Here is a 24047-nt window from a genome sequence, read left to right on the forward strand (position 1 = left end):
GTGACCAGGGATGGCCATCGCTTCGAGATTGACCTTATGCAGCGTGCTGTTCAGCGGATTCGCCTGTGCCGGGGACTTGCCCGTCCTCGGCACCGCCCCGGCGCAACCCGCCGCCAAGGGCGATCCCGAGACCTGTCATCGGCTGCAACAGGACTTCGACATTGACCTGAAAAAGGTCGTCGCCGCTGGCTGCGATCCGTCCACGGAACAGATCGCCAAATTGATGGACAACCCGGTGGGCAACCTGGTGCTGTTGTTCAACCAGTTCGACTACACCGCGCTCAAAGGCCCGCACAGCAACGGCACGCGTATGCTGGGCAAATACAGCTTCATGCCGACGTTCCCGATTTCCATCGGTGAAGACTGGAACCTGATCAATCGCCTGCCCATCAGCTACGTCAGTGCACCGGTCAATCGCAAGGCCGGCAACCTGATCGGCATGGGGCCCAACGAATTGCTGCACGATCGCGGCGATTTCGCGTCGGTGGTGCAGGACCCGTTCGACCGCACCAGCGGTTTTGGTGACCTGGCCTACGTCGGCGTGTTTTCGCCCAAGGAGCCAGTCCGATTCGCCGGCGGCGGCAAGATGGTCTGGGGATTCGGCCCGACCGCGATGTTCCCCACCGCCGAAGAAGACGTGCTGGGCACCGGCAAATACTCCCTCGGCCCGGCGTTCGTGGCCGCGTACCTCGGCGAAGACTGGACCCTCGGTGTGTTCCCGCAGCACTGGTGGTCAGTGGGTGGCGACAGCAAACGCAAGGACGTCAGCCTGACCAACGTCCAGTACTTCATCCAGCGCAGCATTCCCGGGCCCGAACAGTGGCGGATCGGCATGACGCCCAACGTCACCGTCAACTGGAAGGCCGAAGGCGGCAACAAGGTGACCTTCCCGATCGGCCTCGGTGCCGGGCGGATCTTCAACTTCGGCAAGCTGCCGGTGCGGATTTCCGGGGAAATCCAGTACTCGGCGATTCACCCCGACGACCTGATCAGCAGCCGCTGGAATTTCCGCTTGTCGTTCATTCCCGTCATTCCGACGTTCATGTTCTGAGGCAGGACCGTTTATGACCGCACTCAATGATCTCAACGCTCTGCAAGCCAGCATCGCCGAAGCGGTGCTCGGCCAGGATCAAGTGATCCGGCAGATTCTGCTCGGTCTGTTGGCCAACGGCCATTTACTGCTGGAGAGCCTGCCGGGGCTGGCCAAGACCCGCACGGTCAAGGCGCTGGCCAAACACCTGGACGCGAAGATGAGCCGCATCCAGTTCACCCCCGACCTGCTGCCGTCGGACATCACCGGTGCCGAGGTGCTGCACCAGGTCGATGGCAAGAACGAAATCCAGTTCCAGCCCGGCCCACTGTTCGGCAACCTGATCCTGGCGGACGAAATCAACCGCGCCCCGGCCAAGGTTCAGGCCGCGCTGCTCGAAGCCATGGAAGAACGGCAAATCACCGTGGCCGGCAACAGTCATGTATTGCCCGAACTGTTCATCGTGGTCGCCACCCAGAACCCCATCGAACAGGAAGGCACTTACCCGCTGCCGGAAGCGCAGATGGACCGTTTCCTGATGAAGGTGCTGCTTGATTACCCGAACGCCGAGAACGAGAGCCAGGTGCTGCGATTGCTGCGTGAGGAAGAGTTCGCAGCGGGCGCCAAGACCGCGCCGGTGCAAGGCTTTGCGCTGTCGCAGGAAGTGATCTTCGCCGCGCGCCGGGAAGTCAGCGCCGTCCATGTCTCTCCGGCCATCGACCGTTATTTGATCGACCTGATCAACGCCACGCGCCATCCCGCCGATTACGACGCCGACCTGGGTCGCTGGATCAACATCGGCGCCAGTCCACGGGGCGGCATCGGCCTGGACCGCTGCGCCCGTGCGGACGCCTGGTTGCAGGGCCAGGATTTCGTTTCGCCGGACAACGTGCGGGCGGTGGTGCACCCGGTGCTTCGCCATCGTTTGCAGCTGAGTTATGACGCGGTCGCGGACGGCGTGACGGCTGATCAGGTGCTGGATCGCATTCTCGATAAAGTGGCGATACCGGCATGAACATCGACGGTCTGGTCTATGTCTCTCTGGCGCAGTTGATGGCGCTGGAGTTCAAGGCCCGTGACCTGAGTTTTATCGCCCGCCAGCCCCAGGGCAGCATCCTGGCGGGCAACCACGCGTCGCGTTTGCGTGGCCGTGGGCTGAATTTCGATGAGCTGCGGCGCTATCAACCGGGGGACGATTTGCGTCACCTCGACTGGCGCGCTTCGCTGCGCACCGGCAAACCGGTGGTGCGCACTTTCACTGAAGAACGAGACCGACCGGCCTTGATCCTCGTCGACCAGCGCATGTCGATGTTTTTTGGTTCCCGGCGCAGCTTCAAGTCCGCCCTCGCCGCCGAGCTCGGGGCACTGGCGGCGTGGATGGTGTTCAACGCCGGAGATAGGGTCGGCGGCCTGGTGTTCAACGATTCACGCATCGACGCGATTTCCCCGCTGCGCAGCCGCAAGCGGATCGAGGCATTGTGCAGTCGCATCGTCGAGCAGAATCAGGCATTGAACGCTGCCAACCCGGACGCCGAAGGCGAAGACCAGCTCGACAAGGTCCTGCAGCATTGCCTGGCGGTGGCCGGTCACGATCACCTGATCTGCATCGTCAGCGATTTTGCCGGCGCCGGTGAGCGCACCCTGCAATTGATGCGACAACTGGCGTCGCACAACGACGTGATCGCCATGCAGGTGTATGACCCGTTGGCGCTGAACCTGCCGAAAAACGGCCGCCTGCTGGTCACCCAAGGCCAGCTGCAAGTGGAACTGGCCGTGGAGCAGCGCAGCGTTCATCAACCCCTCGGGGATTTTCTCAGCGGCCGGCTCAAGGACGTCGCCACGCTGCTGCGCCGCAGCCAGGTGCCGTTAATGATGTTCAGCACCGCAACCGACGCGCAGGAACAACTGCGGGCGGAACTGGGCAGGGGGCGGCGATGAACCCGAACGTCCCGAGCATTGAGCAACTCAAGGAAATGGCATTGCCTGCACCCGTCAGTTACGCGCCGCAGACCTGGGGTTGGTGGGTGTTGCTGGCGCTGTTGATTGGCGCGTGCGTGCTGGTCGGGGCGCGGCGGTATTGGCAGTGGCGGCAGGACCGGTATCGGCGGGAGGCGCTGGTGCGGTTGGCGGCGTTGCAGAGCAGCGAGGATCAGCTCAATGCCCTGCGAGAACTGCCTGAACTGCTCAAACGCACGGCCCTATCGATGCCCTCAAATTGGAATACACAACCTGTAGGAGCTGGCTTGCCAGCGATGAGGCCCTTGAGACTTGCACTGCCCCTGAGGACGCCATCGCCAGCAAGCCGGCTCCTACAAGGGCCTGCGGCGTTGGGTAGAGAGGATTGGCAAGTCTTTTTGCAGCGGCACAGCAAGCAACCCTTGCCGGCGGATTTCAGCCAGCAACTGGCCCAACTGGCCTACGCCCCCGACGCCACATTGCTGGCGCTGCCGACCGACCAGCGCCAGCAGCTGTTCGACACCTGCAAACACTGGGTGGAGCATCATCATGTGGCAGCTTGATTACCCCTGGCTGTTACTGCTGCTGCCGTTGCCGTGGCTGGGTTATCGCTATCTGCCGGATTATCGCGAGGCCCGCAGCGCGGTGCGGGTGCCGTTTTTTGCCGCCATGAGCCGCGCAGTGGGACAGGCGCCGAGTCAGGCCGGAACGCGCAACAATCGCTGGCAACTGGCGTTGAATCTGCTGGTCTGGGCGCTATTGCTAGTGGCGGCTGCGCGCCCGGTCTACGTGGAAAAGCCCATCGAACGCCAGCAACCGGTGCGCGACCTGATGCTGGCCATCGACATTTCGCAATCGATGGAAACCACCGATTTCACCGACGCCAACGGGCAGAAGATCAATCGCCTGGCCGCAGTCAAGGAAGTGGTCCATGGCTTTATCGACAAGCGCAAGGATGATCGCCTGGGCCTGATCGTGTTCGGCAGCGGCGCTTACCCGCAGGCGCCGTTGACCCTGGACCACGCAAGCCTGTCACTGCTGCTGGACGACACCGGCATCGGCATGGCCGGGCCCAACACGGCCATTGGCGATGCGATCGGCCTGAGCCTGAAGTTGCTGGATCAGGCCCACGAGCAGGAAAAAGTCCTGATCCTGCTCACCGACGGCAACGACACCAGCAGCGCCATCACCCCGGATCACGCCGCGTCGATGGCCGCCGCCAAGGGCGTGGTGATTCACACCATCGGCATTGGCGACCCGAGCGCCGAGGGTGAAGCCAAGGTCAACCTGCAAGGCTTGCAACAGATTGCCGAAGCCACCGGCGGCAAGTTCTTCCGCGCCGAAGACCGCGCGGCGCTGGATATGGTCTACAGCACTCTCGACACCCTGACCCCGCATCAGGTGAAAACCCTCAGCCACCAACCTAAAAGGGACCTGTTCTGGTGGCCGTTGGGCGCCGCGATTGCGTTACTGGCGCTCTACCACCTGGGCGCCCTGCTCCGCCCGCACCTTGCACTCGCGCGTCAGCGGCAGGAGGCCTGAGATGGAGATCAACCTCAGTGACTTCCATTTCCTGCGTCCACTCTGGCTGTTGCTGCTGCCGTTGGCCGCCTTGTTGCCGTGGCTCTGGCGGCGCAGCCGTGATCTGCAACGGCGCTTGCGCAGCAACATCGCCGAGCACTTGCTGCCGCATCTGCTGATTACCCCGCAGGATCCACAACGCTTCAGGCCAGTGCATCTGGTCTGCGCACTGCTGATCCTCGGCGCAATCGCGGCGGCCGGACCGACCTGGGAACAGGACCGGCCCGATTTCCTGGAGAACCGCGCACCGCTGATCATTGCCATCGACCTGTCGTCGTCCATGGACGCCAGCGATGTGTCACCGAGTCGTCTGGAAGCCGCCAAACACAAAGTGCATGACCTGATCCAGCGCCGCGCCGGTGCCCGCAACGCGCTGATCGCCTACGCCGGCAGCGCGCATCTGGTGTTGCCGCCCACCGATGATCCGGCGTTGCTCGACACCTTCATTCAAGCCTTGAGCACCGACCTGATCGGCAAACCGGGAAAAGATGTCGGGGCAGTCATCGACGAAGCCAAACGGCTACTGGCCGCCGAGAAAACCCCGGGCACCCTGTTGCTGATCACCGATGGGGCCGACACCTCGCAACTCGGCGGCCTGGACAAACAACTCGACGGCAGTGCCCTGCAGGTGCTGATCCTCGCTGTGGGCAACACGGACGGCGGCATCATCCGCGACGCCAGTGGCCAGCCGCGTACCGACAGCAACGGTCGCCCCGCCCTTGGCAGCTTCGACCAGGCCGCGCTCAAACAGCTGGCTTCCGCAGTGGACGCGCCGTTGGGCAGCCTGACGCTCAATAACGATGACCTCGACTGGATCGAGCTGCATGCCCAGCAACATTTCCAGGCCGCCAGTGATGAGCAGCGTGAGTTGCACTGGAAAGACGCCGGTTACTGGCTGTGCTGGCCGTTGCTGCTGATCGCGTTTTTAAGCGTGCGCAAGGGTTGGAGCCTGAACTGGATGGCCGGGTTGCTGCTGACGCTAGGCATTGGCTTGCAGCCGTCCAGCGCCGAAGCCAACGCGTTGATCGATGCGTTTTTCACCCCGGACCAACAAGGTCGCTGGGCCTTCGAACATGAGCATTTCCCCCAGGCCGCCGCGCACTTTACCGACCCGTACTGGAAAGGCATCGCCGCTTACAACGCCGCGGATTTCGACCTTGCACTGGCGAGTTTCGCGCGACTGGAAACGCCCCAGGCGTATTTCTACCTGGGCAACATCTACGTGCGCCGATTCAAGTTCGATCAAGCGATTGCGGCGTATACCCAGGCACTGAAGCTGCAACCGCAGTTTCCCGAGGCCACGGCCAACCTGGCCTTGGCCATCGCCCTGGAAAAAGACACGGAAAGCGCCGAGCAGAATGCGCCCGAGGTCAAGCCCGACGAAATCAAAATGGACAAGGCGCCGGGCAAGGGCCAGAGCAAATCGGTAGAGACCGAGCAGGCGACGTCGGATGCGTTGTGGTTGCAGAACCTGACGACTTCGCCGGCGAAGTTCCTCAAGCAGAAGTTCAGTTTGCAGGATCAGATCGGGGACAAGCCATGAACCGAGTAACGGCCATCGCGAGCAGGCTCGCTCCCACAAAGGCAACGCATTCCCAATGTGGGAGCGAGCCTGCTCGCGATGGCGTTCGTTCAATCACCACAACCCTCATTGCCTGCCTGATCACCCTCAACGCCCTCGCCGCCGAACCCGACCTGCGCATCCAGACCCGCCTGCAACCCACCGACTCCGTCATGGTCGGCGGCATCCTCGAACTGCAACTCGACGTCCTCACCGACAGCTGGTTCACCGACGCCCCCACCCTGCCCGACCTGAAACTGCCCGGCGCACTGGTACTGCCGCCCGACGGCCATGCCGAACACATCAACCAGACGCTCGACGGCAAGCCATTCAACGGCATGCGCTACAGCTACCGCATCACCCCGAACCTGGCCCAGGGCTTCGACATTCCGGCCCTGACCGTGCGCGCCACGCCGGGTCAGGCCAGCGCCCCGCTGAGTGCGCAAAGCCAGCCGCTGCACTTCACCGCCACGCAACCGCCGGGGTTCAAGTCCGGCGAGCCAGTGCTGGTCGCGCAAGGGCTGCGTTTCACACAAAAAATCATCAACTCGGCGACGCCCCTCAAGGTCGGCGACAGCCTCACCCGCGAGCTGACCCTGCAGGCCGACGGCGCCCTCGCCATGTCCCTGCCCGTGCCGACACTGGGCGATGTCGCCGGTCTCAGCCGCTACCCGAAAGCGCCGAAGATCAGCACGCTGGACGACGGTCGCGGCAATTTCACCGGCGGGCAGCGCATCGACACCGCGACCTGGCGGATTGACACCGAAGGCCGCCACACGCTGCCGGCCATCGAGGTGAAATGGTGGGACGCCAGCAGTCAGCAGACCCGTACAGCCCAGGTGCCGGCCGTGACCTTCGAGGCCGTTGCCAACAGCGCTTACAAGCCGGTGTTTTCCATCACCGAAGACCTGAAAAACCTGGGCCAGCAGAGTCGAGTGCATTTCTCCAGGCACTGGGTGACGGGGCTGCTGCTGTTGTCAGCCGTGGTGCTCCTCGGCTGGCTCGCCAGGCCTTTCGTGCACCGCGCGTACCTGTCTGTTCAGGCCCGACGCCATGCACGACACGCCGCCTGGCTGCAATCCGCCGACTACGCCTGGCGGCAGATTCCGCAGCAAATCAACGCCAGGCCTGCGCAACTCGGCGCCCTTTACCTGTGGCTCAAACGCAGCCGCGGCGGCTTGAAGCTGAGCGGTCTCGGCCCACGCCTGCAAGACCTGCTGCGTGCCTGTTACGGCCGCCAACCCGCTGAAGATCAAGCGCTGCATCAACTCCAGCAATCCTTGGCTACGCTGCATAGTCAGGCCCGGCGCAGCACGGCGCGAACCGTTCCCGCACTACGGCCACTCAACCCCGTCCACGAGAAGGAGTTCCCATGACGCCGCCGCTATCACACCACCACCGTTTCGGGCTGACACTGCTCTTTGCATTGGCCCTGCCGCTGCTGGCTCAAGCCGCCGAACCCCTGCCTTCGTGGAACGACGGCCCGGCGAAAAAGAACATCATCGAGTTCGTCCAGACGGTGACCGACCAATCCAGCAAGGACTTCGTCAAACCCGCCGACCGCATTGCCGTGTTCGATAACGACGGCACCTTGTGGAGCGAGCAGCCGATGTACTTCGAATTGCTGTTTGCCCTCGAAGAGGTCAAGCGCACCGCGCCGCAACACCCGGAATGGCAAACCACCCAACCCTTCAAGGCCGTGCTGGAAAACGATCACAAGGCCCTGGCCGCCAGCGGCATGGAGGGCATCATGAAGATCTTCGGTGCGACCCACACCGGCATGACCACCGAGGCTTTCGACGACTATGCCAAGACCTGGCTGAGCCAGGCCAAACACCCGAAAACCGGCAAGCCGTACACCGACATGATCTTCCAGCCGATGCTGGAAATGCTCGACTACCTGCGCAGCCAGGACTTCAAGACCTACATCGTCTCCGGTGGCGACACCGGCTTCATGCGCGCCTTTGCCGAGAAGGTCTACGGCATCCCGCCGGAGCAGGTCATCGGCACCACCTTCGTCACGGCGTTCCAGTACAAGGACGGCAAGGCCTCGATCGTGCGCACACCGAAACTGGCCCATAACGATGACGGTCCGGGCAAACCGGAAAGCATCGACGCGGTGATCGGAAAGCGCCCGATCCTCGCCTTCGGCAACTCCGACGGTGACCTGCAAATGCTGCAGTGGACCGCCGCCGGACCGGGCAAACGCTTCATGGGCCTGGTGCACCACACCGACGCCAAGCGCGAATGGGCCTATGACCGCGATTCCGATATCGGCCGCCTGGACAAGGCGCTCGACGAAGCAAAGACACGTGGCTGGACGGTCGTGGACATGGCCGCCGAATGGCGCCGGATCTATCCGTACGAGGCGGCCACAACCGGGCAAGTGCAATGAGAGCGTGACGCAGGACTGCAATAAACGTTTGTCGCACCACGCGACGCCAGCGCAAAAGGAGCAAGTCAGATGACTCGCATACGCAAGTGGCTACCGAAACTCGCCCTGGTGGCAGCCTCGGTCATGGCGATATCGGCAACCGCCGGGGCCGCCGAAAAACCCAACATTCTCGTCATTTTTGGCGATGACATCGGCCAGACCAACATCAGTGCCTACTCCATGGGCGTGGTCGGCTACAAGACTCCCAACATCGACCGGATTGCCAAGGAAGGCATGATGTTCACCGACTATTACGCGGAGAACAGCTGCACAGCCGGACGCTCGTCGTTCATTACCGGGCAGACACCGTTGCGTACCGGCTTGTCGAAAGTCGGCGCGCCGGGTGCGGCGGTGGGCCTGCAGAAGCGCGATATCACCTTGGCACAGGCCCTCAAATCCCAAGGCTACGCAACCGGGCAGTTTGGTAAGAATCACCTTGGGGACAAGGATGAATACCTGCCGACCAACCATGGTTTCGATGAGTTCTTCGGCAACCTGTATCACCTCAATGCCGAAGAAGAACCTCAGCGTCCGTACTGGCCGAAGGATGACGAGGAGTTCGTCAAGGCGTTCTCCCCACGTGGTGTGATTCACAGCTTCGCTGACGGCAAGATCGAAGACACGGGTGCGCTCACCACCCAGCGTATGGAAACCATCGACGACGAGACGACTGCCGCCGCGCAGGCGTTTATCGAAAAACAGGCGAAGGCGGATAAACCGTTCTTTGTCTGGATGAACACCACGCGCATGCATGCTTACACCCATGTGCGTGCCTCCATGCAGGGCCAGAGCGGCATGCCAGGCAACGAATACGCCGACGGCATGCTTGAGCATGACGGCGACGTGGGCAAACTGCTGAAAACCCTCGATGACCTGAAACTCACCGACAACACCATCGTCGTCTACACCACCGACAACGGGCCGAACCAATGGTCCTGGCCGGATGCGGCGACCACGCCGTTCCGCAACGAAAAAAACTCTAACTGGGAAGGTGCGTACCGTGTCCCGGCGATGGTTCGTTGGCCAGGCAAGATCAAGGCAGGTGAAATTTCCAACGAGCTGTTCTCAGGCCTGGACTGGTTCCCGACCCTGATGGCCGTTGCGGGGGACACCGAGGTCACGGATAAGCTGCTCAAGGGCTGGGCACCGACTTCAGGCGGCACCAATTTCAAAGTGCACCTGGATGGCTATAACCAATTGGCCTATTTGACCGGCAAGCAGCCTAAAAGCGAGCGCAAGGAGTTCTACTACTTCAACGACGATGGTGTGTTGGTCTCGATGCGTTTCGGCAATTGGAAAGCGGTGTTCTGCGAGCAACGCAAGCCAGGCGGATTTGAAGTCTGGAGTGAGCCGTTTGTCTGCCTGCGCGTACCGAAAATTTTCAACTTGCGCATGGACCCGTACGAACGAGCCGATGTGGTTTCTGACCAGTATTACGATTGGCTGACTAAAAACGTTTACCTGACGGAGGTCGCCACTATCAAAGCGGCGAAGTTCCTGCAAACCTTCGTCGAGTACCCGCCAAGCCAGAAACCGGCCAGCTTCAGCATTGACCAGATCCGTGCTGCAGTGGATGCAAAAATCGCCGAGAAGACAAAAAATCAACCTGCTCAGTAACACCGTTTGACCGCCGCTCGCCCTCACCGGCGAGCGGCCCTGTTTCAGATTGCGAATACATCCCCTGTAGGAGCTGGCTTGCCGGCGATCGCGGTGGGTCAGACGACTGATTCATCGACTGAAAGACCGCTATCGCTGCGGTGCGACGGGTCGACAAGCCAGCTCCTACAATGGATTTGTGTTTAATTCGGATTTTGTACAAGGCAATAACCCCATGTCCTCACGTCTCGCCAGCAAGTCGTCGGCCATTCCCGTCTCCCACGCCGCCTCCCCGGCGTTGCTGATCCCTGCCCTGCTGCTGTTCGTCTCCGGCGCCGCCGCGCTGGTGTATCAGGTGCTGTGGATCAAGCAACTGTCGCTGGTGGTCGGCGTCGAGGTCTATGCGATTACCACCGGGATCAGCGCATTTTTTGCCGGGTTGGCCTTGGGCGGATTGCTGTTCGGGCGCTGGGCGGATCGCTTGCAGCAGCCCGTTTTGCTGTACGCCGGGCTGGAAGTGGCGGTGGCGGTGCTGGGCGTCGGTGCGACGTTTGCCTTGAGCCTTGCGGCCAGCCCGTTCGCCTGGCTGGAGCAACACATCGGCGTGGCCGCGTGGGTATTGCCGTTCGCGTTGGTCGGCATCCCCGCGTTGTTGATGGGCGGCACCCTGCCGGTGCTGGTGCGTTCGCTGGCAGCCGACCCGCAGCAACTGGGCAAGGCTGGCGGCCAGCTCTATGCGGCGAACACCGCCGGGGCCATCGCCGGCACCCTGCTCGCCGCGTTCGTGCTGATTGCCACCCTGGGCGTGCGCGGCAGCGCGCTGGCCGCCGCCATGCTCAACTTGCTGGCCGCCGCCGGCGCCTTGTGGTTTCAGCGCCATCGGTTGACGCCGATCGAGACGACGGTAAAACACCACGCCACCGAGAACGCACCTGATCGCCTGGCGCTGTGGCTGTATTCCATCGCCGGCGGCGTGGCGCTGGGTTACGAAGTGGTCTGGTCGCAATCCATCGTGCAATTCATGAGCACCCGCACCTACGCCTTTGCCGTAGTGCTGGCGACCTACCTTACCGGGCTGTTTCTCGGCAGCATGCTGCTGGCCCGTCGGGTGGACCGTCTTCGCGATCCGTGGGGCGTCTTTGGCTTGCTGATTGCCGGTGCCGGCCTGATCGCCTTGCTGGAAGTGGCGTTCCTCGGGCGCTGGCTGGTGTTTTTGCAATCCCATGCCGAGGCCGTCGTGCTGGGTATGGGCGGCAGCGATCTGCTGGGCATGAGCGCCCGTTTTGCCGTGGCGGCGCTGAGCATCGTGTTCGTACCGACCCTGTTGCTGGGCGCCGCGTTTCCGCTGGCCCTGCGCCTGAGCGTCGGGCCCGGGCACGTTGGCAAGGACGTCGGCGCGGTGGTCGCGTTCAATACCCTGGGCGGGATCATCGGCGTGATGCTCTGCGGGTTCCTGCTGATCCCGTTGCTGGGATTGGTGCGCACCTTGGGGCTGCTGGCGATCATCGCGGCCGCCATCGGTTATTTCGCGGTGCGCAAAGGACATCACGTCAAGAAAGGCCGGCGTCAGGCCGTCGTTGCCATCGGCCTGCTGTCGGTGATCGTTGCGGTGTTCACTCCGGTCGACAAGCTCGCCAGCCTGCTGCCCGGCGCCCGTAACGGCACGTTGGCGTTCTACGAAGAAGGACGCGGCGGCACGGTGGCCGTGGTCACTCAGGGCAAGGGACAGAAAACCTTCCAGCGCCTGTATATCCAGGGCGTGTCGAACACCGGTGACGCCATGCCGTCGTTGCGCTACATGCGGGTTCAGGCATTGCTACCGCTGCTGATCCACAGCGGCGAGCCGCGTTCGGCGCTGGTGATCGGCTTCGGCACCGGCATCACCGCCGGCGCCCTCACCCGCTACCCGGGGCTTGAACATCGCGTGGTCGCCGAATTGCTGCCCTCGGTGGTGAAAGCCGCGCCGCTGTTCAAAGGCAACTTCAATGCGGCCGCTGACCCGACGGTGGATGTGCGCCTGCGCGATGGTCGCCAGGAACTGCTGCGCAGCCCGCAGACCTATGACCTGATCACCCTCGAACCACCGCCGCCCTCCGCCGCCGGCGTGGTGAATCTGTATTCCCGCGACTTCTATCAACTGGCCGCCAGTCGTCTTGAAAAGAACGGCCTGGTCGCGCAATGGCTGCCGTTGCCGACCCAGAACATCGACGACTCGCGCTCACTGGTGCGCAGCTTCCTCGATGTCTTCCCGTACGCCACGTTGTGGACCAGCGAGTTTCACGAAATGCTGCTGGTGGGTTCGCTGGAGCCCATTGCCCTGGATGCCGACAAAATCAGCCAGCGCTTCCAGCAGGACTCCGTACGCAGCACTTTGCAGGACGTCGGCATCGGTTCGGCCGCGGCGTTGCTCGCCACGTGGGTGACCGATCGCGCCGGCCTGGAGCGGTTCGCCGCCAATGCATTGCCGGTGACCGATGACCAACCGCGCATCGAGTACGCGCCGTGGGTCCGGGCCAAGGAAATCAGCCGCGTGCTGCCGGCCCTGCTCGACCTGCGTGTGGCGCCGCCATTGGTGAATGCCGATACGGGATTCGTCGAGCGGATGAATACGCACCAACTGCGGCTGATGCAGTTCTATCGAGCAAGCCTGCATGCCTATGACGGAGACCGTGATGCCTGGGCCAGGGATATTCGCGAGGTGATGCGCGGGGATGGCGGGAATCCGTATTACCGGTGGTTTGTCGGGGAGTAATGTAGCGTCTGATCGGCCGCCATCGCCGGCAAGCCGGCTCCTACAGGTGAAACGCGATCCCATGTAGGAGCCGGCTTGCCGGCGATGAGGCCATCAGCCTCAACGCATTACTTGGATTTCAGTTTCAGATACGACTGGTGCAAATCGGAAGCCCAGCCATCGATCACGCCTTTCACGTCATCGGCCTTCATCACCTGAGCATCGTTTTCCAGCGGTTTGCCGGTGCCCTTGCGCACCACTTGCGCCAGCACATGATTGTTACCGCCATCGAGGAACACTGCCTCGGTCGCCAGGTCGGTTTCCTGATCACGAATCCCGCTGGCCGTACTCACCGCCGCCGCCACCAGGGCAATCGGGATCACTTCATAAGGCTTCAACCCTTCGGTCTTGCTGCTGACCGCCGTGATCGCCGCACGCACCACAATCACACCCGGGCCAGGGCCGGATGCCAGCGGCAACGACTTGCCCAGTTCACGCTTGAGCGCCTGATCGTAATAGCTGGTGATGCCGTTCAGGGTGGTCTGTGGAATTTTCACCGTAGGTTGAGGCTTCGGATACAGCTGAGTCGGTTCGATGTACACGCTGTTGTATTTGCTGGTGTCGAGCTTCGGATCAATCCAGCGCATCACCACTGCGCCCGAAGGGGACTTGGCTTCCTGGAGCCGGCTGTAATCCTTGAGGAACCCAGAGTACTGTTCGGGCTCGACCTTTTTGCTGGCGCAGCCCACTACGCCGATCGAGGCAATGCACAGAGTGCTCATCATTAATGCAAACTTCATGCGGTAACTCCTGTAAGGCGGTCGACTGCGGTTTGGAAACAGGTGTAACAGGTATAGCCAATGCCGCACGTTTTGTTGCGGAGAATCACAATATTCATCTCCCGCTGCGCAGAGGATCACATCTGTCATTTGACAGACGCCCGCCCTGCGGCAAAGCTGCATCGAGCTACAACGCGCGCCTGACGGCAAACGCACCCGGACTATGGAAGTCGCAATGCCGAAACATAAAAACAAAGCGCCAAGCCCAAACCCTGATTCGTCAACGACCTCGATTTTTCGCTACCTGTTTCCGGTCCTCATCGGCGTGCTGCTCCTCGCCATTGCGGGCATTGGCTGGTTCCTGTTCAGCAGCAAACCGGCCCCCGTGGCGTACGTGCCGGCCGGCACGCCGGTCGCCGCCCCCGTCAAACCGCCACCGGTGGCCGTCGTGCCGGCGAAGATGTTCGATGAGCAACAGTGCCAGGGTTGCCACAGCGAGCAAGTGAAGGACTGGCAAGGTTCGCATCACCAACTGGCGATGCAGGAAGCCACGGCCGAGACGATGCTCGGCGATTTCAATGATGTGACCTTCAAGGCGGAAAACGAAACCACCCGCTTCTCGCGCAAGAACGGCGAGTTCTGGGTCAACACGCCAGGACTGGATGGCAAGAATGCCGATTTCAAGGTGGCGTATACCTTCGGTATCGCGCCGTTGCAGCAATATTTGATCGAGGTCGGCGAAGGTCGGCTGCAAGCGCTCGGCGTCGCCTGGGATGCCGAGAAGCACCGCTGGTTTCACCTCTATGCCGGCCAGGGTGTGAACTTCAAGAACCCGCTGCACTGGAGCAAGCCGAGCCAGAACGCCAACTTCATGTGCGTCGAGTGCCACACCACGGGTTACAAGCGCAATTTCGACGCAGAGAAAAACACGTTCGCCAGCCACTGGAACAGCCTGGGTGTCGGTTGCCAGGCGTGTCATGGTCCGGCCTCGAATCACCTGGAATGGACAGCGAAAAAGACCGACCTGATCCACGCCGGTTTCGCCGTCGATCTCAAGGACAAGGACGCCACCGTCGAGATCGAAACCTGCGCCCGCTGCCATGCACGCCGCGCCCCGCTGGGCGATGGTTTTACCGTCGGCAAGCGCCTGATGGATGACTACCTGCCGAGCACCTTGACCCGTGAGCTGTATGCATTGGACGGCAAGATCAAGGATGAAGTGTTCGAACACGGCTCGTTCGCCCAGAGCAAAATGTTCGACAAGGGCGTGCGTTGCAGCAATTGCCACAATCCGCACAGCAACGAGCTCAAGGCACCGGGGAATGGCGTCTGCCTGCAATGCCACAACACCGCTGGCAAAACCTCGGTGGCTGGCGTCAATGGCAAGGGCCTGCAAGCGAAGAACTACGATTCCATCGAACACACCCGCCACGCCATGGGCCAACCGGGTTCGCAATGCGTGGATTGCCACATGCCCGGCAAGTTCTACATGGGCAATGACTTCCGGCATGACCACAGCTTCAGCATTCCCGACCCGGAACGCGCGAAAAAAATCGGCACACCGGACGCTTGCCTGACCTGCCATCAGGGCAAGGCCGGTGACAAGATCACCGAGCAGTTCAAGCTCTGGGCCACCTCCAGCGAGCCGCAACCGCCCCGTTACGACGAGAACCTTTGGCTGATCCGCAATGGCCAGCCCGGCGCCGCCCAAGCCTTGTACGAGCAACTGCAGCGCAACGACCAGCCGGCGATCCGGCGGGCGACGTTGCTCGCCGAGCTGCCGTTGTACCCTAGCGAACAGGCGTTGAAACTGGCGACTCAGGACCTGCGCAACCCGGCGCCCCAGGTGCGTGAAAGCGCGATCCGCGCGATCAGTGCGTTCCTGCCGCCACCGGAACGTGCGCCGTTGCTGACGCCCATGCTGGCAGACCCGGTGAAGGCCGTGCGCATCGCCGCCGCGCGAGACCTGCTCAGCGTCGCCCGCAATGGTTTGGGCACGGCTCAGGCCAACTGGGAGTCAGCGATTGCCGAGTATGAAGCCGTACAAAAAAGCCTGGCCGAACGCGCCGAAGCCAACCTGAACCTGGCCATGCTGTATCAGGCCAGCGGTCGCAGCAGCGAAGTTGAAGGACTGCTGCGTACCGCCCTCCAGCGCGATCCGGATTTCTACCCGGCGCTGGTGACGCTGGTGCAGTGGCTGGAAGGCAATGGCCGGGGCCAGGAATCCCAGGCGCTGTTGGCGCAAAGCCTGAAGGAGCATCCGGACGCGGCACTGTTGCAACACACCCAGGGCCTGTCGCTGATTCGTGCGGGCAAGGCGGATCAGGCCATGCCGGCGCTGCGAAAGGCCGCGCAACTGGAACCGCAAAACCCGCAGTTCGGTTACGTGCTGGCGGTCGCGCTGCATGACAGCGGCAAGGTCGATGAGGCCTGCGAAGAGCTGGAAAGGCTGCTGAAAGTGCAACCGGCGAATCGCAACGCGCGGTTGTCGTTGATCCAGTATTACCTGGATAACGGCCAGGAACCCAAGGCCCAGGTGCTGTTGCAGGGCTGGAAAAAGATGAACATGGGGGATCCGGCGTTGAAGTGACCGGGGTTTGATTCAGAGGTCCCTTCGCGAGCAGGCTCGCTCCCACAGTTGGAATGCATTCCCCTGTGGGAGCGAGCCTGCTCGCGATGGCCTCAACGCGGTCTCAACATGGAATCACCAGGTCGAACCACTCTTCAACGCCAACTCCCGCCGACTGTTGGCCCGCATCGCCTTGATCAACGACACCGTGCCCACCAGCAGGATCACGGCACCGAACAGGAAGTCGATGTTGTACAGCTGAAAGTCATTCAGCGGCCCCACCAACAGCACCCGGATCGCCCCGATACTGACCAGCGTCGCCAGGAAATCGATGCCCGGCTCGTCGCGATAAAACACGTGCATCAGCGGCAGGCAGATCAGCAGCAACAACAGCAGCACGATCACTTTGAACGCGTCTTTGCGCTCAACGCTGAACGCGCATTCGTTGCTCGCGTAAGGTTTGTAATCCTCTTCGCGCACCATCGAATTCTTCTCGTTGATGTACTCGGCGCGGTTGTACTTCTGAATCGGCGTGAAGGTGTTGGACATCTCCATCTGGGTGGTGATGTGGCGGAATTTCAGGTCGACCCGCTCACTCCCCTTAAGGATGTACAGCACCGGTTTGTAGCCGTAGCGATAGCTGTCGAACGGAAACGCAGCCGCCCGGCCCTGCACGCCGATGGGCCGGGCTTCGAGTTCGGCGGTGGCGCTCTTGTCGAGTGCGGACAGGTTGCGGCTCAGCGGTTTGATCCGCACCTGTTCGAGGAAGATCGGTGTGACGCCGTAGGACCACTGCAGCGGTTCCAGGCGCAGGCGCAGTTCATTGCGGCCCAGGTCATAACGATCGAAGGTGCGTTCTGAAACGACGACGGCCCCGGAGAGCATGAACTCGCCACGCAGGTTGTTGGTGACGCGCAGTGTCAGCCGGTCCTTGCCCAAACTCGCCGCATCACTGGCCGGCGGCGTTCCGCACCAGGCGTAACTGCCAGTGGCATCCGCAAGTTGCCCGTCGCGGTTTTCCTGAAACAGATAAAAGTAACTGCCCCACAGCGCCGCCATCAGCACCAGTGCAATCAGCCCCAGAATTTTCTTGCCCATGTTCACGCCCAGACTCCTTTCTTTGCTGACTTCCTTGTGAGGCGCGGACTCTATCAAAACGGGGTCGCCACCCAAAGCAAAAAGATCCGGGGGCTACAACCGCTTTCGCGAGCAGGCTCGCTCCCACAGGGGTTCTTCATTCGACGTGAAATCAGTGCCCTGCGCAGCTCAAAATGTGGGAGCGAGCCTGCTCGCGATGCGGTTAACGGCGTCGAAACAAAGGTCGCGGCTCGATCACCGAGCGCCCGTACAACACGCTCATGCCGGCCAAGCCCTTCCGCGCATCTTCGGCGGACTTGTCTTCACGCACGGCAAAGCTGTCAAAACCGCATTGACGCATGTGGCTGAGCTGATCGCGCAGCACATCGCCGATCGCACGCAGTTCGCCGCTCCAGCCCAGTCGGGTACGCAACAGGTAGGCCTGGCTATACGCTCGCCCGTCGCGAAAGCTCGGAAAATCCAGGGCAATCAATGGCAACTGCGCAAACCAGGGCTTAAGCAGGTCCACCTCATCGTCCGGGCCAAGCCAGACGCCATGGGCTTTCGGGTCTTTCAGCCAGCAGGCCAGCGGCACAATCACCGGGCCGGCGGGCCATTCGGCATCGGGGTCGCGGATCAGCGTCCATGGATCGTCGGCAACCACCCGCGCTCCGCCCGTCTCCAGCCGCAGCAGATTGTTCATGCCGACACCTCCAGCACCTTCGGATAAACCGATTCCTTGAACGGTTCCAGGCCGATGCGTTGAACGGTGTCGACGAACAGTTCCTCGCTTTCACGGTAAAGCACGAACGTCTGGATGATGCGCTCGATGACTTCGGGCACTTCGGCGGCGCTGAAGGATGGGCCGATCACCTTGCCCAGCGCGCTGTTTTTCCCCTGGGCGCCGCCGAGGGTGATCTGGTACCACTCGCTGCCGTTCTTGTCGACGCCAAGAATGCCGATATTGCCAATGTGGTGGTGACCGCAGGCGTTCATGCAGCCGGAGATGTTCAGGCTGATGTCGCCCAGGTCATGCAGGTAGTCGAGGTCTTCGAAACGCGCCTGGATACCTTGGGCGATCGGGATCGATTTGGCATTGGCCAAGGCGCAGAAGTCGCCACCGGGGCACGCGATGATGTCGGTCAGCAACCCGACGTTAGCGGCGCCCAGGCCATGCTCGCAAGCCAGTTGCCAGAGCGCGAACAAGCCTGATTTTGGCACATCCGGCAGCACGATATTCTGCTCATGGGCGATGCGGATTTCGCCAAAGCCGAACTGCTCGGACCACGCGGCCACGGCGTCCATTTGCTCGCCGGTGACATCACCCGGCGGTGCGGCGCTGCCCGGTTTGGTCGACAGCACCACACTGGCATAACCCGCCACCTTGTGCGGCTGCACGTTGCGCGTCACCCAACGGGCGAAGGCCGGATGCTCGGACAGGTGCGTGCCGAACGCCAGGTCAGTGCTCGACAGCGACTGGTAATCCGGTGGCACGAAGGCACTGGCGACCCGCTCATATTCATCGCCGGTCAACTGCGCCGGGCCGTCCCTGAGGTATTGCCATTCCTCCTCGACTTCCCTGGCGAACGCTTCGATTCCCAGTGCCTTGACCAGGATCTTGATCCGCGCCTTGTACTTGTTGTCCCGCCGGCCATGGCGGTTGTAGACCCGCAACACGGCCTCGACGTAGGACAGCAGGTGCTGCCACGGCAAGCCCTCGCGAATCTGCAAACCGAGGATCGGCGTGCGCCCCAGGCCGCCGCCGACGATCACCCGCAATAGCATCTGCCCATCGGCACCGGGATAAAGGTAGAGGCCGATGTCATGCATCATGATCGCCGCGCGATCCTGTGCCGCCGAGCAGATGGCGATCTTGAACTTGCGCGGCAGGAACAGGAATTCCGGGTTGATCGTCGACCATTGACGGAGGATCTCCGCCAGTGGCCGTGGGTCGATCAGCTCGTCTGCGGCAACCCCGGCGAACGCTTCGGTGGTGATGTTGCGTACGCAGTTGCCGGAGGTCTGGATCGCATGCATTTCCACCTCGGCCAGGCGCTCGAGAATCTCCGGCACCTGGGCCAGTTCGATCCAGTTGAACTGCATGTTCTGCCGGGTGGTGAAATGGCCGTAGCCACGGTCGTAATCCCGGGCGATGCCCGCCAGCGTGCGCATCTGCCGCGCGCTCAGGGTGCCGTAGGGAATCGCCACGCGCAGCATGTAGGCGTGTTTTTGCAGGTACAGGCCGTTCTGCAAGCGCAACGGCAGAAACTCTTCTTCGCTCAACTCGCCCGCCATGAAGCGTTCGACCTGATCGCGAAACTGCGCAACCCGCTCGAAGACCAGCGCCCGGTCATAGTCGTCGTACTGATACATGTGGCTACCTCATCAGGATTGATCGGGCTCTGCGGCTGATGCCCGGCACTGAACCTGTGGGAGCGAGCCTGCTCGCGAAAGCGGAGTGTCTGGCGGCATGGATGTCGTCTGTGCCGGCCTCATCGCGAGCATGCTCGCTCCCACAGGTTTTGCGTCCGGGCTTCAGGCATGCGGCTCGTTATCGAGGCAGGGACTATGAACCTGCGCGTCAGTGCATTACAGATTCAGCTAAACACTAAAAAACCGTATCAGACAGCGCCCCATCAGCGCTGGCGCAGATCTCATCTGATCCGCATAAACTCGGTTTTTCTGAGTCTGTTTTGTACAGGCCGGTGTTTCTACAGTGGGCGTGCATGCCAGTCCGGGTGGCCTGGCAAGACTTTGCAACCGTGGAAGCATTGACCATGAGCACAGCAACAATCGGACAGGCCTATAACTACAAGGTCGTCCGCCAATTCATCGTGGCGACCATTGTCTGGGGCGTCGTGGGGATGGCGATGGGGGTGTGGATCGCCTCGCAACTGGTATGGCCCGAAATGAATCTCGACCTGCCGTGGACCACCTTCGGGCGCTTGCGACCGCTGCACACCAGCCTGGTAATTTTCGGCTTCGCCGGCAGCGCGCAATTTGCCGCCAGTTACTACGCGGTCCAGCGCACCTGCCAGGTTCGGCTCTACTCGGACACCCTCGCCGCGTTCACCTTCTGGGGCTGGCAATCGGTGATCGTGGTGATGCTGGTCACCCTGCCGCTGGGCTACACCACCACCAAGGAATACGCCGAGATCGAATTCTCCGGCGCGGTGTGGATGACCGTGGTCTGGGTGGCGTATGCCATCGTGTTTTTCACCACCGTGGTGCAACGCAAGACCAAACACATCTATGTCGGCAACTGGTTCTTCGGTGCGTTCATCGTGGTGATCGCGATGTTGCACGTGGTCAATCACCTGTCGATTCCCGTGGACTGGTTCAAGTCCTATCCGGTGTATTCCGGGGCCACCGATGCCATGGTGCAGTGGTGGTACGGGCACAACGCAGTGGGTTTCTTCCTGACCACCGGTTTCCTCGGGATGATGTATTACTTCGTGCCGAAACAGGTGGGCCGGCCGGTGTATTCCTATCGGTTGTCCATCGTGCATTTCTGGGCGCTGATCACCCTGTACATCTGGGCCGGTCCGCACCACCTGCACTACACCGCGCTGCCGGACTGGGCGCAGTCGCTGGGCATGGCGATGTCGCTGATCCTGCTGGCGCCGAGCTGGGGCGGGATGATCAACGGCATGATGACCCTGTCGGGCGCCTGGCATAAGTTGCGTACCGACCCGATCCTGCGCTTCCTCGTGCTGTCCCTGGCCTTCTACGGCATGTCGACGTTCGAAGGGCCGATGATGGCGATCAAGACGGTGAACGCCCTCTCCCACTACACCGACTGGACCATCGGCCACGTCCACGCCGGCGCACTCGGCTGGGTGGCGATGATCACCTTCGGCGCGACTTACCACATGGTGCCGAAGGTCTTCGGACGTTTACAGATGCACAGCACACCGCTGATCAACGCGCACTTCTGGCTGGCGACCATCGGCACCGTGCTGTACATCGCCTCGATGTGGGTCAACGGCATCACCCAGGGCCTGATGTGGCGCGCGATCAACGACGACGGCACGCTCACCTATTCCTTCGTCGAAGCCTTGCAGGCCAGCCATCCGGGGTATGTGGTGCGCTTTGTCGGTGGCGTGTTTTTCCTCAGCGGCATGTTGCTGATGGCCTACAACGTCTGGCGCACCGTGCGGGTGGCGGACGTGGCGATGGCTGAACGTGATGCGCAGATTGCCTGAGGCGAGGAGCTGACATGCTCGAGATTGTGCTGAATATGCTGGGGGTGACGGGGCTTTGGCTGGCGGTGGAGTATTGCCTGAAAGCGCAAACCCCGGAGAGCCTGGAAGAAGCGAGCCTGATGCCGTTTGCCGATGACCCGGAGGTGGCGCGGCGGGTGGAGCTGGCGACGGGAAAAGTCGTGAAGGCGGTTGCGCCGGAAGTGCCGAAGCCGGGCTGGATCAATCTGGACATGTAATGCAATCCCCCCCTGTAGGAGCGAGCCTGCTCGCGATGGCGGTGGATCAGTCAACGTTAATGTGACTGACACTCCGCCATCGCGAGCAGGCTCGCTCCTACAGGGATTGGGGTTGGGCCAGAGATCAGCCGCGATCGCGGGGGATCAGGCTCTGTAGCTGCTGCGCCAGGAAATTCGCGTCGAACGCGAAGGTGTCCGGGTCTTTCAGGCCATTGGTCTTGCGCCATTGCCAACTGGATGACGGCGGCAGGCACACCAGCGAAATGCTGCCGTAACGCGCGGCGGTCAGGCCCATCACCGCCAGGGAAATCTGCCCGCCTGCTCCCATCACATCCGGCACGAACTCCACGGGCTTGCCGGCAATGACGATGCCCAGCTTCTCGGTCTTGAACGTCGACGTCTCCACCGGAACGCTCGGCCCCGACGCGACATACGCCTCGCGGCTGACTTCCAGCAGGTTCGGCGCCCGGACCGGTTCCAGCCATTGCTGGATCTGATCGAACAGCTCGCCAATGCGCGCGACCCACACGGCCGATTGAGCCTCGAACAGTTGTTTTTTGTGCGCTTCGCTGTCTGCGTAGTGGCGAAGCATCTCGCCCAGTTGCTGTACATCGTCCATTGCAGTGTTCCTTTGGTTGAAGCGGTGCTGCGGACTTTGAGCATGGCAGATGCCAGCGACGGGTGTATGACTAAAAGCGTGAGCGGTATTGGCTGGGCGTCATGGCCAGGTATTTGCGAAAGGCGCTGCCCATGTGCGACTGATGGGCGAAACCCGCGTCCAGCGCGATGCTGGCCAGCGGCAGGTCGCTGTGTTCGATCATTTGCCGTGCGGCCTGAAGCCGTACTTCAACCAGGTACGCATGGGGCGTCAGACCGACGGTGCGGGTGAAATCGCGCAGGAAGCGCAACTCGTTCTGCCCGTATTCCGCCGCCAGGTGTTCCAGGGTCAGGGGTTGCTGGAAACGTTCGGCGATCAGGTCCAGCACGCGGGTAAATGCGGTAATGGAGGGCGGCCGGGACGGTTCGGTGGTTGCAGACGCCAACCCCACCAGTCCCAGCGCGCAGTGTTCCAGTGCCAGAAAATCGGGTTGCGGCGCAAGCAGCAGTCGCCGAGCCTCGCGCCCCAGGTCGAGCGCCTGCCGATTACCGCCCGACTGCACGCGATGGTCCACGACGGGCAAATGCTCATCGGCAAACGCCTTGTCCAGTCGCAGCAACAGGTATTCCCCGCCGCTAGCCGATTCGGAAAACACTTCCACACCCAGCGGTGTATAGGCCAGCACGCCGGGCAAGGTATCGAAATCCACCCGCCGGTCCGAATCGATCGCGTGCACGCCCCGCTGGCGCTCCAGCGTGATCCCGAGGGTTTGCGACTGCGCCGGATCGCGGGCGCTGTACGCCGCGCGCGGCAAGAGTTGCAGGCTGATTTTGCCGCCCGGCAGCGTATGGCTCAGCATGTGAAATTTCCTGATAGATCGCAGCGAAGATCCACGGGACACTCTCTTGCAAAGGGTTGCCATCCACAGGAGCACAGCATGCGCACCATCGGCCTTATCGGCGGCATGAGCTGGGAGTCCAGCGCCGAGTATTACCGCCTCATCAACCAACAGGTCCGCGACCGCCTCGGGCCGTTGCGTTCGGCGAAATTGCTAATGTACAGCGTCGACTTCGGGCCTGTCGAACAGGCCCAGCACGCCGGACGCTGGGACGATGCCGCGTTGATCCTGATGGATGCCGCGCGGCGGCTGGAGGCTGGCGGTGCCGAGTGCGTGGTGCTTTGCACCAACACCATGCACAAGGTCGCCGGGCAGATTCAGTCCGCGATCGGCATTCCGTTCCTGCACATCGCCGATCCAGCCGGTCAAGCAGCGGTGGATGCTGGGGCGCTGAAGGTCGGGCTGCTCGGCACGGCGTTCACCATGGAACAGGATTTTCTCAAGGAACGCCTGACGTCGATGGGGTTGACCGTACTGGTGCCAGACGCGGAAGAACGCCAGGCCGTGCACCGGATCATCTACGACGAATTGTGCGTCGGGGTCATCAGCGAGGCGTCACGCCAGGTGTATCGGCAAGTCATCGAAACCCTGAGCCAGCGCGGTGCCCAGGCGATCATCCTCGGCTGCACGGAAATCGGCCTGCTGATCAAACCCGAGCACAGCGCCCTGCCGCTGCTCGACACCACCGAACTGCATGCTCAGGCGGCGGTGGCGTTTGCACTGGGCGATTGAATCAGCGGTGACCCTGTAGGAGCCAGCTTGCTAGCGATGGACGTTAACGATAACGCGGGGCTGT

At 62.0% G+C, this 24047-nt stretch carries 20 protein-coding genes; 14 read left to right on the forward strand and 6 right to left on the reverse strand.

The window, feature by feature from the left end; translation table 11 throughout:
• The first annotated feature begins 10 nt into the window (after positions 1-10).
• The 10 genes from ACF6ZU_RS28105 (at position 11) to ACF6ZU_RS28150 (ending at position 12910) form a co-directional block, all read left to right on the forward strand.
• Entirely contained in the window at positions 11-1051 is a 1041-nt protein-coding gene (locus ACF6ZU_RS28105) for a hypothetical protein (RefSeq protein WP_392889060.1), read from the forward strand.
• Between the two features lie 13 nt (positions 1052-1064).
• A complete protein-coding gene (locus tag ACF6ZU_RS28110; protein WP_392889062.1) occupies positions 1065-2045 on the forward strand; it encodes an AAA family ATPase in 981 nt (326 codons plus the stop codon).
• Positions 2042-2968, forward strand: a complete 927-nt coding sequence (locus ACF6ZU_RS28115; protein WP_392889064.1) for a DUF58 domain-containing protein — start codon at positions 2042-2044, stop codon at positions 2966-2968. The genes ACF6ZU_RS28110 and ACF6ZU_RS28115 overlap by 4 nt, the downstream gene beginning before the upstream one ends.
• A complete protein-coding gene (locus tag ACF6ZU_RS28120; RefSeq protein ID WP_392889066.1) occupies positions 2965-3549 on the forward strand; it encodes a DUF4381 domain-containing protein in 585 nt (194 codons plus the stop codon). The genes ACF6ZU_RS28115 and ACF6ZU_RS28120 overlap by 4 nt, the downstream gene beginning before the upstream one ends.
• Complete coding sequence (locus ACF6ZU_RS28125) at positions 3536-4528, forward strand: vWA domain-containing protein (protein WP_392889069.1); 993 nt, start codon at positions 3536-3538, stop codon at positions 4526-4528. The genes ACF6ZU_RS28120 and ACF6ZU_RS28125 overlap by 14 nt, the downstream gene beginning before the upstream one ends.
• A gap of 1 nt (position 4529) precedes the next feature.
• Positions 4530-6110 carry a VWA domain-containing protein gene (locus tag ACF6ZU_RS28130; protein WP_392889070.1) on the forward strand — a complete coding sequence of 527 codons (1581 nt, stop codon included), beginning with the start codon at positions 4530-4532 and terminating at the stop codon, positions 6108-6110.
• A complete protein-coding gene (locus tag ACF6ZU_RS28135) occupies positions 6107-7504 on the forward strand; it encodes a hypothetical protein (protein WP_392889072.1) in 1398 nt (465 codons plus the stop codon). The genes ACF6ZU_RS28130 and ACF6ZU_RS28135 overlap by 4 nt, the downstream gene beginning before the upstream one ends.
• Positions 7501-8523, forward strand: a complete 1023-nt coding sequence (locus ACF6ZU_RS28140; protein WP_392889074.1) for an HAD family hydrolase — start codon at positions 7501-7503, stop codon at positions 8521-8523. Before ACF6ZU_RS28135 ends, ACF6ZU_RS28140 begins: the two co-directional genes overlap by 4 nt.
• Before the next feature lie 69 nt (positions 8524-8592).
• The gene (locus tag ACF6ZU_RS28145) at positions 8593-10179 is read left to right on the forward strand and encodes an arylsulfatase (RefSeq protein WP_392889076.1); all 1587 of its coding nucleotides are present in this window, start codon (positions 8593-8595) and stop codon (positions 10177-10179) included.
• A gap of 214 nt (positions 10180-10393) precedes the next feature.
• A complete protein-coding gene (locus ACF6ZU_RS28150) occupies positions 10394-12910 on the forward strand; it encodes a fused MFS/spermidine synthase (protein ID WP_392889078.1) in 2517 nt (838 codons plus the stop codon).
• Between the two features lie 107 nt (positions 12911-13017).
• On the opposite strand, the gene ACF6ZU_RS28155 is transcribed toward ACF6ZU_RS28150, so the two are convergent.
• Positions 13018-13689: a DUF3313 domain-containing protein gene (locus tag ACF6ZU_RS28155; RefSeq protein ID WP_392889080.1), complete on the reverse strand. Its 672-nt coding sequence runs from the start codon at positions 13687-13689 to the stop codon at positions 13018-13020.
• A 214-nt stretch (positions 13690-13903) separates the two neighbouring features.
• On the opposite strand from ACF6ZU_RS28155, the gene ACF6ZU_RS28160 reads away from it, so the two are divergent.
• Complete coding sequence (locus tag ACF6ZU_RS28160) at positions 13904-16258, forward strand: tetratricopeptide repeat protein (protein WP_392889083.1); 2355 nt, start codon at positions 13904-13906, stop codon at positions 16256-16258.
• Positions 16259-16372: 114 nt separating this feature from the next.
• Here ACF6ZU_RS28160 and ACF6ZU_RS28165 read toward each other — a convergent pair whose 3' ends face one another.
• From ACF6ZU_RS28165 to ACF6ZU_RS28175, 3 genes are all read right to left on the reverse strand, one after another.
• Positions 16373-17341, reverse strand: a complete 969-nt coding sequence (locus ACF6ZU_RS28165; RefSeq protein ID WP_392889085.1) for a hypothetical protein — start codon at positions 17339-17341, stop codon at positions 16373-16375.
• Positions 17342-17537: 196 nt separating this feature from the next.
• Positions 17538-18017, reverse strand: a complete 480-nt coding sequence (locus tag ACF6ZU_RS28170) for a DUF934 domain-containing protein (protein ID WP_392889087.1) — start codon at positions 18015-18017, stop codon at positions 17538-17540.
• Complete coding sequence (locus tag ACF6ZU_RS28175) at positions 18014-19687, reverse strand: nitrite/sulfite reductase (protein ID WP_392889089.1); 1674 nt, start codon at positions 19685-19687, stop codon at positions 18014-18016. The genes ACF6ZU_RS28170 and ACF6ZU_RS28175 overlap by 4 nt, the downstream gene beginning before the upstream one ends.
• Before the next feature lie 404 nt (positions 19688-20091).
• Here ACF6ZU_RS28175 and ccoN point away from each other — a divergent pair, with 404 nt between their 5' ends.
• Both ccoN and ACF6ZU_RS28185 read left to right on the forward strand, forming a co-directional pair.
• Positions 20092-21519: a cytochrome-c oxidase, cbb3-type subunit I gene (gene ccoN, locus ACF6ZU_RS28180; protein ID WP_392889091.1), complete on the forward strand. Its 1428-nt coding sequence runs from the start codon at positions 20092-20094 to the stop codon at positions 21517-21519.
• A gap of 14 nt (positions 21520-21533) precedes the next feature.
• A complete protein-coding gene (locus ACF6ZU_RS28185; protein WP_392889093.1) occupies positions 21534-21755 on the forward strand; it encodes a cbb3-type cytochrome c oxidase subunit 3 in 222 nt (73 codons plus the stop codon).
• Between the two features lie 124 nt (positions 21756-21879).
• Here ACF6ZU_RS28185 and ACF6ZU_RS28190 read toward each other — a convergent pair whose 3' ends face one another.
• Positions 21880-22374 carry a hypothetical protein gene (locus ACF6ZU_RS28190; RefSeq protein ID WP_392889095.1) on the reverse strand — a complete coding sequence of 165 codons (495 nt, stop codon included), beginning with the start codon at positions 22372-22374 and terminating at the stop codon, positions 21880-21882.
• 70 nt (positions 22375-22444) lie between these two features.
• Positions 22445-23212 (reverse strand): helix-turn-helix domain-containing protein, encoded by a 768-nt coding sequence (locus tag ACF6ZU_RS28195; RefSeq protein ID WP_392889097.1) that lies wholly within the window; start codon positions 23210-23212, stop codon positions 22445-22447.
• Between the two features lie 78 nt (positions 23213-23290).
• Here ACF6ZU_RS28195 and ACF6ZU_RS28200 point away from each other — a divergent pair, with 78 nt between their 5' ends.
• Complete coding sequence (locus tag ACF6ZU_RS28200; RefSeq protein ID WP_392889099.1) at positions 23291-23983, forward strand: aspartate/glutamate racemase family protein; 693 nt, start codon at positions 23291-23293, stop codon at positions 23981-23983.
• Positions 23984-24047 lie beyond the last annotated feature (64 nt).

The organism is Pseudomonas migulae, from assembly GCF_043225285.1.
GTDB lineage: Bacteria > Pseudomonadota > Gammaproteobacteria > Pseudomonadales > Pseudomonadaceae > Aquipseudomonas > Aquipseudomonas migulae_C.